This window comes from Limnohabitans sp. Rim47 (assembly GCF_001517545.1).
Lineage (GTDB): Bacteria > Pseudomonadota > Gammaproteobacteria > Burkholderiales > Burkholderiaceae_C > Limnohabitans_A.
The window spans coordinates 126,349-140,994 of sequence record NZ_FBYA01000001.1; the positions used below are offsets into that span (position 1 = coordinate 126,349).

Sequence of the window (14,646 nt, forward strand, 5' to 3'; positions counted from 1 at the left end):
ACGAAAACCATGCAAACCCAGCTCGCCCCCGAATACCAAAACACCCCCGAAGGCCAAGAGGCCGAAGCCATCTTGCGCAAGTGCGTGCATTGCGGTTTTTGCACCGCCACCTGCCCCACCTACCAATTGCTGGGCGACGAGCTGGACGGCCCGCGTGGCCGCATCTATTTGATGAAGCAGGTGCTCGAAGGCGAAACGCCCACCCGCAAAACCCAGATGCACTTGGACCGGTGCCTCACCTGCCGCAACTGCGAAAGCACTTGCCCCAGCGGCGTGCAATACGGCCACTTGGTTGACATTGGCCGCAAGCTGGTCGACGCCAAAGTGGAACGCCCCGTGGGCGAAAAGCTGGTGCGCTGGGCACTGAAAGAAGGCTTGCCTTCGCCCCTGTTTGCGCCCGCCATGAAGATGGGCCAAATGGTGCGCGGCCTGCTGCCTGCCAGCCTCAAGGCCAAAGTGCCTGCGCCGCAAAACGCGGGCGCGTGGCCCACCGCGCAACACGCACGCAAGGTGCTGATGCTGGCCGGTTGCGTGCAGCCGAGCATGAGCCCCAACATCAACACCGCCACCGCCCGCGTGCTGGATGCGGCAGGCATCCAGACCGTGACTGCGCCCAAGGCCGGTTGCTGTGGCGCGGTCAAGTTTCACCTGAACGACCACGAAGGCGGCAAAGACCACATGCGTGCCAACATCGACGCTTGGTGGCCGCTGGTGGAAAGTGGCGAAGTTGAAGCCATCGTGATGAACGCCTCTGGCTGCGGCGTCATGGTCAAAGACTACGGCCATGTGCTGAAAGACGACCCTGCCTATGCCGACAAAGCCGACCGCATCGGCGCCTTGACCAAAGACCTGAGCGAGCTGCTGCCCGAATTGGTGCCCTTGCTCAAAAACAAACTCAAGCCCGAAGCCCTGCAAGCCGCAGGTCTACAAGCCTACCACCCACCTTGCACGCTGCAACACGGCCAGCAACTCAAAGGCGGCGTCGAAAAACATTTGGGTGATCTGGGTTTTCAGATCAAGGTCACCGCCAATGAATCGCACCTGTGCTGTGGCTCCGCGGGCACCTACAGCGTGCTCAACCCCGAGCTATCCAAGCAGCTGCGCGACCGCAAGCTGGGCCACCTGAACGCGCTAGAGCCCCAAGGCGTGCTGAGCGCCAACATCGGCTGCATCACCCACCTGCAAAGCGGCAGCGGCCTGCCGGTTCGGCATTGGGTGGAGTTGGTGGATCAGGCGATTCGGCTCAAGTCTTGAAGTTCGCACAGAAACAAAAAAAATTAGCTTGTATTCAATTTTGGGGTGTGAATGACCGATTCAGAACCCCTGCGATGTCACCAACGGAAATCACCTCAACCCCTTCGGCGAACGGCCAACGGTGCTGCACGGGGGCCACGATGTAGGTTTTTTCGGGTTGTACGTCTTGCAGGGATTGCCAGAAGCCTTTGGTGACTTTGGGCGCAACGCTGAACTTGATTTCGAAACCGATTTTTCGCTGCCCAGCTTCCACCACCACATCCAGCTCGGCACCCGCCGCTGTTCTGTAAAACGACAGGCTGGCCCCGGCGGGCAAGTGGGCGGCAATCTGGTCGATGACAAAGCCCTCCCAGGATGCACCCGTCATGGGGTGGCCTTGCAGGTCGTCCGGATGGCTCAAGCCCAGAAGGCTGTGCAGCAGACCGCTGTCACGGACGTAGACCTTGGGCGCTTTGACCAAACGCTTGCCCAGGTTGGCGTGATAGGGCTCGAGTTTTCTGACCAGCAGGGCACCCACCATGTGATCTAGCCAGCGACTGACCGTGGGGGCGCTCACGTCCAGTGAATTGGCGATGGCCGATGCATTGAACAGCTGACCATGCACATGCGCCAACATGCGCCAAAAACGGCGCAGACTTTCGGCATCTACGCGCAAGCCCAGAGCGGGCAAATCGGTGTGCAGCAGGTGGCGGATGAACGCATCACGCCAGGCCCAAGAAGCGTGCGAATCGACGGCGGTGAAGCTGGGTGGAAAGCCGCCGCGCACCCACAAGTCCTGCACGGTGTTGAGGTCCGAGCCGACTTCATTGACGAGGAGCGGGAACATGTCGATCAGACTCAGCCTTCCAGCCAAGGATTGGGATTGACGCAGCAATTCAAACGAAGCCGAGCCCAGCAAGACAAAACGTCCGGGGCGACGGATGCGGTCGATTTCACCGCGCAACACCGAAAAAAGTCCCGGTGCATTTTGAACTTCGTCCAAGATGACCAGCCGGTCTGCGTGAGCTTTTAAAAACAGCGGGCCTTCGCCCAGACGTGCCTGATCTTGTGGGGATTCAAGGTCCAAGTAAATGGCATTTGGATGGGTGTCCAGCAGAGCACGGGCCAAGGTGGTTTTGCCAATCTGGCGCGGTCCCAAAATGGCAACGGCTGGACTCCATGTGAGGTGTGAGGCCAGTGTGCTTTGAGCAATACGTTTGAACATCCTTGCATTTTAAACATGTCATATTCAAAATACAAGGATATAGACTGTCTACAAGCATCTGGCCCAAACCCGCCTGAAATCCCGTGCCGAGCCAAAACCACAAGCTTCGGCCAGTTGTTCTTGCGTCAGCGCGGGTTGCTGCGCGAGCAGTGCTTGTGCGGCGGGTGTGGCGTAGTCTTCGCGCTCGTGGCTGTTGCCGGTGATCAGCACCAGAGAGTTCGGGGGCAAGCTTTCGGGCAAAGGCCCCAGCCCCGCCAACTGCGTGCCCAGCGAAGTCGAGCAGCAGCACGCCGGGCGTGACAACCATGCAAACCGTCAGTTGCGTATCGATGTTCACGGCAATCAGACCTGTGTGGCACAGCCTTGTGGCTTGAACACCCGTTGAGTGGATGCCGGGTTGGGGCGCAGTTCGAGCATGGTGTGGCCGTTCAAGGTTTCAAAGGCTGGACAGGCAAGTATCCACGTTCACGATGCGCGCAAAGCGATGGGCCAAAACCAGCTCCGTGCGCGTGGTGATGTCCTGCGCACTGAAGGTCTGGCCGGTGCCCGCGTGGGTCATCGGAAAAGTCAGCGTCGCCTCGGACACAAAGTCCACTGCATAGCCCAGGTCTGAGCCGACGCGGGCCGTGGTTTCGCAGCATTGTTCGGTGCGGATGCCGCTGATGATGAGCTTTTGCACACCGCGCCTGCGCAACCACACATCGAGTCCGGTGTCGGTGAAAGCGTTGTGCACATGCTTGTCAAAGCGTGCGGCGGGCTGGCCCGGCAGCCAATCCATGGGCTGGATCAAGCCAGACTCGGCACGAAAAGGCCCATCGTTGTCGATGTGAAAAACATGCACCACCGGCACATCGGCCTGACGGCAACCGGCTTCCAGTTTCAAAAGCGCTTGCTGAAATGGCGCTTCGCCTTCAGACGACCAATACGGCCTGTGCAGGCGACCTCCATCAAGCCATTCACTGCCCGTTGCTTGCCCGACTGTTGTCAAACGGACAAGGCCTTGCCCAGATGCTGTTTGGCCAGTTCCACATACCAGTCCAGACAAGCCGGGTTGGCCATCGCATCCTTGTTGACCACTTTTTCGAGCGGCTGGCCCAGCATGAGTTTCTTGATCGGCAGCTCCTGCTTTTTGCCGGACAAGGTGCGCGGGATTTCGTCAACCTGAAAAATCTCGTTGGGAATGAAGCGCGGGCTCAGCGCCACTTTGATGGCGTTATTGAGCTTGGCTTTGACCGCATCGTCCAGCACCGTGCCGGGGCGCAACACCACAAACAGCGGCATGTAGCTTTCTTTGCCCAGGTACTCCAAGTCCACGACCATCGAGTCCATGACTTCGGGCAGGGCTTCGACGGCGCTGTACAGCTCGCTGGTGCCCATGCGCAGGCCATAACGGTTGATGGTGGCGTCGCTGCGGCCAAATATCACGCAGCCTTCGCCCTCGCCTTTTGTTTCGGGGTTGCCGCTGCCGATGCGTAGCCAGTCGCCATGCCGCCAGACGCCGCCCATGCTGGCCGGGCCGTCACCGCCACCGGGCTGGCGGCCGTGGCCTGCGGGGTACATCTCGAAATAACTGCTCAGGTAACGGGCGTTCTCTTTGTCACCCCAGAAGAACAGCGGCATCGACGGAATGGGCTGGGTGCAGACCAATTCGCCCACTTCGCCCTTGACCGGTTCACCCGCTTCGTTCCACGACTCGACCGCCGCGCCCAGCATGCGGCACTGCATGACGCCGGGCTCTTGCGGCAGCTCGCGGTGGCCGCCCACAAAGGCGCCAGCAAAGTCGGTGCCACCAGAAATGTTGCACCACCAGATGTCGGTGCCGATCTGCCTGAATTGTTCCGTGCCCCAACTTTGGGTCTCGGGGGACAAAGGCGAGCCGGTGGTGCCCAAAGCACGCACCCGCGACAGATCGCCACAGCGGCCAATGTCCAGATTGGCTTTCTGGCAATTGGCAAAGTAAGCTGCGCCAGCGCCAAAGAAGGTGACTTTTTCTTGCGCCGCCATGCGCCACAAAATGCCCCAGTCGGGCTTGTCCTTGCTGCCACCTGGGTTGCCGTCATAAATCACACAGGTGACGCCATTGAGCAAGCCAGCCACTTGGGCGTTCCACATGACCCAGCCGGTAGAGCTGTACCAATGAAAGCGCTCGCCAAAGCTGTTGGGGTGGTAGCTGCAGCCCACGTCGTTGTGCAATATCTTGTTGGCCAGGGCGACGATCACGGTGCCACCGTGGCCGTGCACGATGGGTTTGGGCAGGCCGGTGGTGCCGCTGGAATAGACGATCCACAAGGGGTGATCAAAAGGCAAACTGAGCGGCTCGAAAGCTTGCACCTCGGCATCGTCACGCGCGGTGATGGCCGACAGTTGCACGCTGGCTGCCACGTCGCAGCTGGCCAGGTCGAGCGTACCCAGGTTTTCATGGACGATGACGTGCTGCACGCTGGGCAACGCGTCCTTGAGCTCCTGCACCACGGTCATGCGGTCAAAGTCGCGCCCGCCGTAGCTCACGCCATCCACCGCAATCAACACCTTGGGCTCGATTTGCTTGAAGCGGTCAAGCACGGCGTGGGTGCCCATGTCGGGCGCACAAATGCTCCAGACACCCCCCACGCTGGCCGTGGCCAAAAAAGCCACCATGGCTTCGGGAATGTTGGGCAAATACGCGGCCACCCTGTCGCCCGGCTGCACCCCCTGGGCTTGCAAGTGCAGGGCCAAAGCGGCCACCTGGCGGCGCAGCTCGGGCCAACTCATCTCTCGGCGTAAGCCTTTTTCGTTGTGGCTGATGACGGCCAGCAACCCCGCCTCGTGCGCTGGCTTGACATGCCGCAACACTTGATAGGCATAGTTGGTTTTGGCTCCCGGAAACCACTGCGCCCCGGGCATCACATTGTTCGCCAGCACAGCGGTGTGCGGGGTTGGCGACACCAACTCAAAGTAGTCCCAAATGCTCTGCCAAAAGGCATTGAGGTCAGTCACAGACCATCGCCACAGGTCGTTGTAGGTGGCAAAACTCAGACCGCGTTGATCACGCAACCAGTTTTGGTACAGCCTGATTTGAGGCAGATAGGGGGCAGTGCCTGAGGGTTTTGTCGCTGTGTTCATGCCGTGCAGCGTAGCAGCGGCCATGCTGCGCTGTCACGCGCAACAACCCTGAAACATGCACCTAGGTGACAGCATCCACCACCGTCATCCCGGGGCCGTTTCGCAGCGGCCCTGGCCCGTGGCTTGTCCCCGAAAATCGCTTTGCCATTGCAGCGTCACCCAGTCGATCTGGATGCGCTCGTTGTCTACCGCCGTCATGACACCGCCCGGCAACAGCGAAAAACCATACGGTTCAACCCCGTCAATGCGCAATCGGCGAACGGCTTTGCGGTCCCAGTCGATGCGCACCTCACGCACCCAAGTGCTGCGCTGCGGCATGTACACCACAGCGCAACTCAAGACCACCGAAGACGGTGCGGCCCAAGTCGGGCCAAGCGCTGCGAGGGCAAGCCCCAGACCCGTCAGCGTGCGCAGGCCAGCGATGCGTCGGCACCAAGACATGGCGGCTCAGACCGACGCGTCGGGTTTGTCGCTCTGATTCATGCGCTGGCTTTTCCAGTACACGTCATCGCCACCGTTCATGCGGTTGAGCACGCGGGCCAAGACAAACATCAGGTCAGACAAGCGGTTGAGGTATTGCCGAGGCATTTCATTAATGGCTTCTTCGTTGCCCAAGGCCACGCAAGCGCGTTCGGCACGGCGGGCCACTGTGCGGCAAACGTGTGCTTGAGAGGCCCCGCGTGTGCCTGCGGGCAAGATGAACTCTTCGAGCTTGGGCAGCTGCGCGTTGTAAGTGGCCAAGGCCTCGTCGAGCGCGGCCACGGCTTCGGCTTTCAACAGCTCAAAACCAGGAATGGACAACTCGCCCCCCAAGTTAAACAACTGGTGCTGCACTTCCACCAAGACATCGCGCACGCCCTGCGCCATGTCTTCGCACAGCAACAAGCCGATGTGGGAATTGAGTTCGTCCACCTCGCCCATGGCGTGCACGCGCAAGCTGTTTTTGGACACACGCTGGTTGTTGCCCAAGCCGGTGGTGCCGTTGTCGCCGGTGCGGGTGGCGATTTGTGTGAGTCGGTTGCCCATGGTGTTGTCCTTTTTTGTAGCGCAAATTTTGTGTCCAGATTGTCGAGCAAGACCCCTTGGCTTGTCTGACACCGGACAACAAGCCCCGGGTTTGCGGCGTAAACTGCGTTTTCGCAAGTTTGGCGGGGTCTGCTCGCCACCTCAGGAGACCCCCCATGAACGCCCCGACACCCGCAGCCCATCTGGCCCCCGAAATCGCTCAGCGCAATGTGCCCGAAGCCTTTTTGACCGCCCTGAAAACGCGCTTCAAAGACAACTGTTCCACCGCTTTGGTGGTGCGCGAGCAGCATGGGCGTGACGAGTCGGCCTTCACCCATGTGCCGCCACCCGCCGCCGTGGTTTTTGCCGAATGCACACAAGACGTGGCCGATGCGGTGGCACTGTGCGCAGCGCACAAAGTGCCCGTCATTCCATTTGGCGTGGGCTCTTCGCTCGAAGGGCATTTGTTGGCGGTGCAAGGCGGCATCAGCATCGACCTGATGCGCATGAACAAGGTGCTGTCGATCAACGCCGAAGACCTGACGGTGACGGTGCAACCGGGCGTGACGCGCAAGCAGCTCAATGAAGAGATCAAGTCCACCGGTTTGTTCTTCCCGATTGATCCGGGCGCGGACGCGACCATCGGCGGCATGAGCGCCACGCGGGCCAGCGGCACCAACGCTGTGCGCTACGGCACCATGCGCGAAAACGTACTGGCCATGGAAGTGGTCACATCGGCAGGCGAGATCATCCGCACCGGCACCCGCGCCAAGAAGTCGAGCGCTGGTTACGACCTGACGCGCCTGATGGTGGGCAGCGAAGGCACGCTGGGCGTGATCACCGAAGTCACGGTGCGTTTGTACCCTTTGCCCGAGGCCATTTCAGCGGCCATCTGTTCTTTCCCGAGCATCGAAGCGGCCGTGCACACCGTGATCCAGACCATCCAGCTGGGCGTGCCGATTGCCCGCGTTGAGTTGATCGACCACAACACCGTGCGCATGGTCAATGCCTACGCCAAGCTGGGCCTGCGCGAAGAGCCCATGTTGCTCATGGAGTTTCACGGCTCGCCTGCGGGCGTGAAAGAGCAGGCCCAGACGGTGCAAGAGATTGCCAGCGAGTTCGGTGGCAACGCGTTTGAATGGGCGGTCACGCCCGAAGAGCGCACCCGCCTGTGGACAGCGCGCCACAACGCTTACTTTGCGGCCATCCAGAGCAAGCCCGGCTGCCGCGCCATCAGCACCGACACCTGCGTGCCGATCAGCAAGCTGGCGGATTGCCTGCTGGACTCCATCACCGAAACCGACGCCAGCGGCTTGCCCTACTTTTTGGTGGGCCATGTGGGCGACGGCAACTTCCACTTTGGTTATTTGATCGACCCGAATAACCCGCAAGAGTGCGAAACCGCCGAGGCCCTGAACAAGCAACTGGTGCACCGCGCCCTGCGCCTAGGTGGCACCTGCACCGGCGAGCACGGCATCGGCCTGCACAAGATGGATTTTTTGCGCACCGAAACCGGCGAAGGCGCGGTGAACATGATGCGCACCATCAAACGGGCGCTGGACCCGCACAACATCATGAACCCGGGGAAGATTTTCTCGATGTGATGCGCCCCTAAAGGCTCACAGGCGCTGCAGCAACAACTGCTCCACGCGGTTGCACAGCTGGACGGGCTCAAACGGTTTGAGCATGACGGTGTTCAGCCCCGCTTGCCGAAAGGTCTCAAGGTCTACCGGGTTGACGTTGGCCGTCAGGCCCATCACCGGCAATGTTCGCCAAGCCTCATTTTGGCGCAGGCGACGGGTGGCTTCGATGCCGTCCATCTCTGGCATCACCATGTCCATCAGCACCAAGTCCACGCTGGACTGCACCAGCAAGTCGAGGGCCTGCTGGCCATTCACGGCCTCAAGCACTTGCGCATTGGGCCAGGCATTTTTCAAGACCTGCTTGACCAGCAAGCGGTTGATCGGGTGATCGTCCGCCACCAAAAAACGCCAAGCCATCTGCGCGGTTTGCGTGGGGCCAGGCGTCTGTTCTGCCTGCAATGCGCGCTCTGGCGATTCACACGCGGGCAAAGACAGACGAAACCAGAAACGCGAGCCCTGACCCGGCGCACTTTCAAAACCCATCTCACCGCCCAGCAACTCGACCAACTGACGCGAAATCGCCAAACCCAAGCCGTTGCCGCCATAACGAGCCTGGATGTTGGCGTCGGCCTGCGCAAAGCGACGGAAGATGCGGTCTTGCTGCTCTTTGGGAATACCGATTCCGGTGTCCTGCACCGAAAACAGCACGCCCGGGTTTTCCCATTGCACCCGCAAAACCACCGACCCCTGATGCGTGAACTTGAGGGCATTGCCTAGCAAGTTCACCAAGACCTGCATCAGGCGGTGGCGGTCGGTGCTCACCCACGTCGGCAAGGCATCGTCTTGCTCGATGCGGTAGTCCAGTGAGGTGCCGCGCACGCGCGACAAAAACAACTCAAAGGCATGCAAGGCCACATCGCGCAAGACAAAGGTTTCGCGCTGCACCATCAATTGCCCGGCCTGCAATTGCGAATAGTCCAGGATGTCGTTGATGACGGTCATCAGGTGATCGGCCGCACGCCCGGTGTGTTGCAAGGCCTTGACCGCCTCGGGCCGGTCTTGCACACGCGACAGCAGCAAGGCATTGAAGCCCACAATGGCGTTCATGGGGGTGCGCAATTCGTGGCTGACGATGCCAATAAAGTGTTCGCGCATGCGCAGCGCGTGCTCCAGCTCAAGGCGCTTGGTTTCCAGCTCTTGCTGGTAGGCCCGGATGACGCGCAAGGCATTGACGTACATGCGGTCGTAGATCATGGGCACAACAATCATGACCATCGTCAAAATGCTGTACGTGGTGTAGGCCTGTCCGACTCTGAACTGCTGCACGTCGTACGCCGGCAACCACTGCATGTAACTGCCCAGCCCAAAGCCGGAAATGACCAACAACATCGCCACGTACCAAGCCGCACCCGCCCGCCAACTGACCATGTAAAGCGGCGTCAAAGGCAAAATCATCAACCATGCGATGTTCCTTGAATAGATGCCGCCTGTGAACCACACCAAAACGATCAGCAACAGCGTGCCGATCGATGTGCCCAGGTTGACGGCCCACGGCAATGGCAAGCCTTTCTGGAAAGCGGCCAACAAGGCCACTAAAAAAACCACCATGATCAGGTACATCCACCGAAACACAGGCAGCGCCGGGTACAAGGAATACCCCAGCAACACCCCAATGATCAACGCCACAAAAAAGAAGGCGTAGGGCATGCGCCCCGGTCGAAAACGCGAAGGCAGGCAGGCCACCACGCCGTCCGCCAGGTCTGTGAACAGCTTGGGCATGTTCATGCCAGCAACCCTCGTGCTCGGCGCACATGCGTACTCACGGCAGCCACCAATTTGGCAGTGTCCATGGGCTTGCTCAGCACGTCGTTCATGCCGGCATCCAGACACTGCTGGCGCTCGTGCGATTGGGTATTGGCCGTCAGCGCAAGGATCGGCATGTGCGCGGTCTGCGTCGGAAAGTGGCGCCGAATTTGGCCGGTCAACTGCATGCCATCCATCTCGGGCATGACCATGTCGATCAGGGCCACGTCGAAGGCCTGGGCCTCCAGGCAACGCAAGGCCTGAGCGCCATCGGTGAACTGGGTGATGCTGGCTTTGGGCCAAATTTTTTGCAGCTGCAGCCGCGCCACCATCAAGTTGACCGTGTTGTCATCCACCAGCAAGATACGCAACGGCTCACTGGCCAACAAAGCTGGCACCGGTACCGTGGCAGGGTGGTCAGGCAACACGTCTTCCAGAGGCAACTCAAACCAGAACACCGAGCCTTGGCCCACGCTACTGCGCACACGAATCTCGCCCCCTTGCAGGGTCACCAGCCGCTCGCAAATGGTCAAACCCAGACCTGTGCCGCCAAACGCCCGGTTGGTTTGCACGTCGGCATGCTCGAACTGCCGAAACACATGGGCTTGCTGCTCGGGCGCAATGCCTCGGCCCGTGTCCTCGACCTCAAAGCGCCAACGCGGCAAGGCGGGCATGACCCGCAAAACGACGTGACCTTTGTCTGTGAATTTGATGGCGTTGCCCAGCAAATTGCCCAAGATTTGCAGCAAACGCTGACGGTCCACCTGCACATGGGCGGGCATGGCCGAATGCAGCAAGAGCTCGCAACTCAGCCCTTTTTCGGCGGCCAGCTTGCGAGGGGCGGCAACGGCCTCCTCCAGCAGTTGGCGCAAATCCACGTCTGCGGGCACCAGCTGCAACTGGCCCGCTTGCAATTGCGAGAAATCCAAAATGTCGTTGACCACTTGCAACAGATGCGTGGTGGAATGGCGAATGTGGTCCACCACCTCGGTGTGCTCGGGCCGGTCGGCCAACTCTTGGCGCAAGACGCCATTGAAACCCAAAATGGCATTCATGGGCGTGCGCAACTCATGGCCCACTGCCGCTGTGAACTCGTCCTTTTGGGCTTGCGCCTGCATCAAGGCGTCATGGATCTCGCGCAATTCATGGTTGCGGTTTTCCACATCCCACAACTGGCTGGCGTGCATATTTTCACCCACAAAGACCCCCAGCATCAGGCTGCTCAAGGCCAACAAATGGTTCACCAGCGTTTGTACAAAAATAGTACTTAAATCGTCCGGCAGAGGCGTCGGCCCACCCGCACTGGCGGCCAGGTACATGCCGAACAGACACAACAGGTTGATCACGATCCAGGCAAACGCCGCGCGTGGCCCCAAGATCAGCAACACCGGCACAGACAACACGCCCAACCACTCCATGGCACCCGAGTTCAGGCCCCCGGTGTGCCATGCAATGTGCAGCGCCGAGCCCACGGCCAAGGCGGTGGTCGTGTGCACGATCACCGGATACCACCTTGGAACACCCAAGCCCAACCACATGGACCAGGCCAACATGGTCACGACCAGGTTGACCCGCGTGTCATACGCCCCCGCTGGAAAAAGCCAATAAAGCAGCGAGATGAGCCCCAACAGACCCAGGTAAATGGACAAAATCAGCCGATGGGTCAGGATCAGGCCCAGAAAACGCTTCTGCTTGGGGCGATTGGAAGCCGTGGCGAAAAGCGGCATGGTGGCAGCTCGGGTCAACCGCGCAGCTTGTCGATCAGACCGTTGAGCTCGTCCAGCGAGCCGAACTGGATGCTCAGTTCGCCCATCTCTTCCATCTTGCCCAGACGTTTGACGCGTTTTTTGACACGCACCTCGACTTGCGCCATCAACAAATCGGACAACTCCTCTTCGACCCGGCGCACGTCGCGCGACTTTTCTTTTTTGGGCTGTTGCGTGACCAGATTGAATTCAGCACTGAGCTTTTTGGCCAGGCTTTCGGCCTCGCGCACCGACAATTTCTTGGCGGCGATTTGGTTGGCGGCGGTGATTTGCGCCGCTTTGTCGAGCGACAGCAAAGCACGGGCGTGGCCCATGTCGAGATCGCCCGCCATCAACATGGTCTGCACCGGATCCGCCAAATTGAGCAAACGCAGCAAGTTGCTGGCCGCGCTGCGCGAACGGCCCACCGCTTGGGCTGCCGTTTCGTGAGTGAGTCCAAACTCTTTGATCAAGCGTTGCAGGCCTTGTGCTTCTTCGAGTGGGTTGAGGTCTTCGCGCTGGATGTTTTCGATGAGGGCCATCGCCGCAGCGGCCTCGTTGGGCACATCGCGAACCAACACCGGCACAGAACTCAGACCGGCCAGTTTGCTGGCCCGAAAACGGCGCTCACCCGCGATGATCTCGTATTTGCCCGCGTTGTCGCCCTCGGTGAGCCGGCGCACCAGGATCGGCTGCATGATGCCTTGCGCTTTGATGGATTCGGCCAACTCATACAAAGCGCCCTCGTCCATGCGGGTGCGCGGCTGGTACATGCCGGCCACCATTTGGTCGAGTGGGAGTTGGGTGGACACGCCCGTATCAGGGGTCATGTCGGCCGCAGGGGCGTCCTGCACTTTGGGGCCCAGCAGGGCTTCGAGTCCACGGCCAAGGCCTTTGGGTTTTTTGGTGACCATGGTCAATCCTTCAGTAATATTTGCAACAGCGCATGGCCCATAGGCCAATCGCCCAGCGATGAATCGGCATTGATGTGCCCGGCGGCGCCCAAATCGACCCAGCGTGCGCCCCAGTCTTGGGCTAACCCTTGCGCCCGAGTCAACGTGCAATAAGGGTCATTTTGGCTGCCCACCAGAATGCTTTTGAAAGGCAAGGCTTGGCGCACGATGGGCGACCAACCGGGCAAGCGGTTGTTCAGCTCAGGGTCTTCGGTGTCGCCGGGCGCCACCAGCAATGCCCCGCGCACACGGGCGGTGTGCCGCGACACAGCCGCCCAAGCGGCCACCAAAATACAGCCCAAACTGTGCGCTGCAAAAACCACCGGGCCAGGAGCATCGATCACGGTGTCATCCACGCGTGCCAACCAGTCGCCGCGCAAGGGCCTCATCCAGTCGTTTTGCTCGACCACGGCATAGCCGTGCACACGCGCCCAGTGCATTTGCCAATGGTCCACGCCACTGCCTTGCCAGCCCGGCAGGATCAACACTGTTGCGGGCGGAGCCAAAGTGGCGTCAAAGTTTGCAGATGGGGCCAAAACGGTCATCTCTGTGGTGAGGTCGTTGTCGCGGCTCAGAGCGTGGGCGCGCGCCGCACCAGCTCTTGCGCAAAATCGACATAGGCCTGACTGCCTTTGGCCGAGGCGTCAAACACGACACCGGGCAAACCATAGCTGGGCGCTTCGGCCAGACGCACGTTGCGCGGAATCACGGTGTCAAAAACCTTGTCGCCAAAATGGGCCTTGAGCTGCTCGCTGACCTGCATTTGCAAGGTGATGCGCGGGTCAAACATGACGCGCAACAGGCCAATGATCTTGAGGTCTTTGTTCAGGTTGGCGTGCACCTGCTTGATGGTGTTGACCAGGTCGGTCAGGCCTTCAAGCGCAAAGTACTCGCACTGCATGGGCACGATCACGCCGTGGGCCGAACACAGGCCATTGAGCGTGAGCATGGACAGCGATGGCGGGCAATCGATCAGCACAAAGTCGTAATCGGCATCAACCACGGCCAAGGCGTTTTTGAGGCGCTGGTCGCGGTGCTCCAGTTGCACCAACTCGACCTCGGCACCGGCCAGCTCACGGTTGGCGCTCAGCACGTCATAACCGCATTTATCGGCCTTGATCACGGCTTCAGCAATGGTGGCTGACTCGAGCAGAACATCGTAAACACTCAACTCAACCGCACGTTTGTCGATGCCCGAGCCCATCGTGGCGTTGCCTTGCGGGTCCAAATCCACCAACAGCACACGTTGCCCGACTTTGGCCAAACCAGCGGCCAGGTTCACGGTGGTGGTGGTTTTGCCCACCCCCCCTTTTTGGTTTGCAACGCAGAAAATTTTGGCCATGAGGATCTGCCCAGGTTATTTGGAAATGGCCAACTTGATGCCAAAAGCCACAAGAAAAATGCCCGCCAATTTCTCCAGAACGCGCCCGATCACGGGGTTCGCGCGCATGCGTTCGGCCAAGTGGTGGGTGAGCAAAGTCATGCCCACGCCATAAAGCAAGGTCAAGGCCGCAATGGTGGCAGCCATGACACCAAAACTGAGCAGGCCCAAATGGGTTTGAGGGTCAACGAACAAAGGGAAAAACGCCATGTAAAACACAATCGCCTTGGGATTGAGCAAGGTGATGGCGAAGGCTTGCTGCAAATACTGACGAGGCCGGATGTTCATCACCGGCGCGTCACCCGGTTTAGCCGACAGCATCTTCCAGCCCAGCCAAGCCAGGTACACAGCACCCGACCACTGGATGGCGGCAAATGCAGTCGGGTAAGTGGCCAGTACGGCAGCCACACCGGCCACAGCCAACCACATGAGCACTTGGTCACCCATGATCACGCCCAAAGTGGCCATCAAACCACCCGCCACGCCGCCCTTGCTGGTGGAGGTGATGAGCGCCAAATTGCCGGGGCCGGGAATCGCCAAGAACAAAACAATGGCGGCCACGAACGCGCCGTAGTCAGAGATACCAAAGAACATCAGCAACTTTCATGGGTAAAAA

Annotated in this window: 14 protein-coding genes; 2 read left to right on the forward strand and 12 right to left on the reverse strand. The window is 60.0% G+C overall.

From position 1 onward, the window contains the following. The first annotated feature begins 9 nt into the window (after nt 1-9). Nucleotides 10-1,254: a glycolate oxidase subunit GlcF gene (gene glcF / locus BN3544_RS00585; RefSeq protein WP_019430007.1), complete on the forward strand. Its 1,245-nt coding sequence runs from the start codon at nt 10-12 to the stop codon at nt 1,252-1,254. 34 nt (nt 1,255-1,288) lie between these two features. On the opposite strand, the gene BN3544_RS00590 is transcribed toward glcF, so the two are convergent. From BN3544_RS00590 to BN3544_RS00615, 6 genes are all read right to left on the reverse strand, one after another. Then, nucleotides 1,289-2,458 carry an ATP-binding protein gene (locus BN3544_RS00590; protein WP_019430006.1) on the reverse strand — a complete coding sequence of 390 codons (1,170 nt, stop codon included), beginning with the start codon at nt 2,456-2,458 and terminating at the stop codon, nt 1,289-1,291. Nucleotides 2,459-2,506: 48 nt separating this feature from the next. Beyond that, nucleotides 2,507-2,686, reverse strand: a complete 180-nt coding sequence (locus BN3544_RS00595; protein ID WP_155820482.1) for a hypothetical protein — start codon at nt 2,684-2,686, stop codon at nt 2,507-2,509. A gap of 208 nt (nt 2,687-2,894) precedes the next feature. After that, nucleotides 2,895-3,446 carry an isochorismatase family protein gene (locus tag BN3544_RS00600; protein WP_050999097.1) on the reverse strand — a complete coding sequence of 184 codons (552 nt, stop codon included), beginning with the start codon at nt 3,444-3,446 and terminating at the stop codon, nt 2,895-2,897. After that, nucleotides 3,443-5,560 (reverse strand): acetoacetate--CoA ligase, encoded by a 2,118-nt coding sequence (locus tag BN3544_RS00605; RefSeq protein WP_026036655.1) that lies wholly within the window; start codon nt 5,558-5,560, stop codon nt 3,443-3,445. The genes BN3544_RS00600 and BN3544_RS00605 overlap by 4 nt, the downstream gene beginning before the upstream one ends. 84 nt (nt 5,561-5,644) lie before the next feature. Further along, nucleotides 5,645-6,001, reverse strand: a complete 357-nt coding sequence (locus BN3544_RS00610; protein WP_019430002.1) for a hypothetical protein — start codon at nt 5,999-6,001, stop codon at nt 5,645-5,647. Between the two features lie 6 nt (nt 6,002-6,007). Beyond that, a complete protein-coding gene (locus tag BN3544_RS00615; protein WP_019430001.1) occupies nt 6,008-6,586 on the reverse strand; it encodes a cob(I)yrinic acid a,c-diamide adenosyltransferase in 579 nt (192 codons plus the stop codon). 155 nt (nt 6,587-6,741) lie between these two features. Here BN3544_RS00615 and BN3544_RS00620 point away from each other — a divergent pair, with 155 nt between their 5' ends. Then, a complete protein-coding gene (locus tag BN3544_RS00620; protein ID WP_019430000.1) occupies nt 6,742-8,169 on the forward strand; it encodes an FAD-binding oxidoreductase in 1,428 nt (475 codons plus the stop codon). A gap of 15 nt (nt 8,170-8,184) precedes the next feature. Here the strand turns inward: BN3544_RS00620 and BN3544_RS00625 are convergent, their stop codons facing one another. Genes BN3544_RS00625 through BN3544_RS00650 form a run of 6 tightly spaced genes read right to left on the reverse strand, consistent with a single transcriptional unit; the run spans nt 8,185 to nt 14,624 of the window. Then, nucleotides 8,185-9,933, reverse strand: a complete 1,749-nt coding sequence (locus BN3544_RS00625) for an ATP-binding protein (RefSeq protein ID WP_019429999.1) — start codon at nt 9,931-9,933, stop codon at nt 8,185-8,187. Continuing rightward, on the reverse strand, nt 9,930-11,678 hold the full coding sequence (locus tag BN3544_RS00630) for an ATP-binding protein (protein ID WP_019429998.1): 1,749 nt from the start codon (nt 11,676-11,678) through the stop codon (nt 9,930-9,932). Before BN3544_RS00630 ends, BN3544_RS00625 begins: the two co-directional genes overlap by 4 nt. Before the next feature lie 14 nt (nt 11,679-11,692). Next, a complete protein-coding gene (locus BN3544_RS00635; protein ID WP_019429997.1) occupies nt 11,693-12,610 on the reverse strand; it encodes a ParB/RepB/Spo0J family partition protein in 918 nt (305 codons plus the stop codon). Between the two features lie 2 nt (nt 12,611-12,612). Then, on the reverse strand, nt 12,613-13,194 hold the full coding sequence (locus BN3544_RS00640; RefSeq protein WP_019429996.1) for an RBBP9/YdeN family alpha/beta hydrolase: 582 nt from the start codon (nt 13,192-13,194) through the stop codon (nt 12,613-12,615). Between the two features lie 26 nt (nt 13,195-13,220). Beyond that, nucleotides 13,221-13,991 (reverse strand): ParA family protein, encoded by a 771-nt coding sequence (locus BN3544_RS00645; RefSeq protein WP_019429995.1) that lies wholly within the window; start codon nt 13,989-13,991, stop codon nt 13,221-13,223. A gap of 15 nt (nt 13,992-14,006) precedes the next feature. After that, nucleotides 14,007-14,624, reverse strand: a complete 618-nt coding sequence (locus tag BN3544_RS00650; RefSeq protein ID WP_019429994.1) for a LysE family translocator — start codon at nt 14,622-14,624, stop codon at nt 14,007-14,009. Nucleotides 14,625-14,646: the final 22 nt, after the last annotated feature.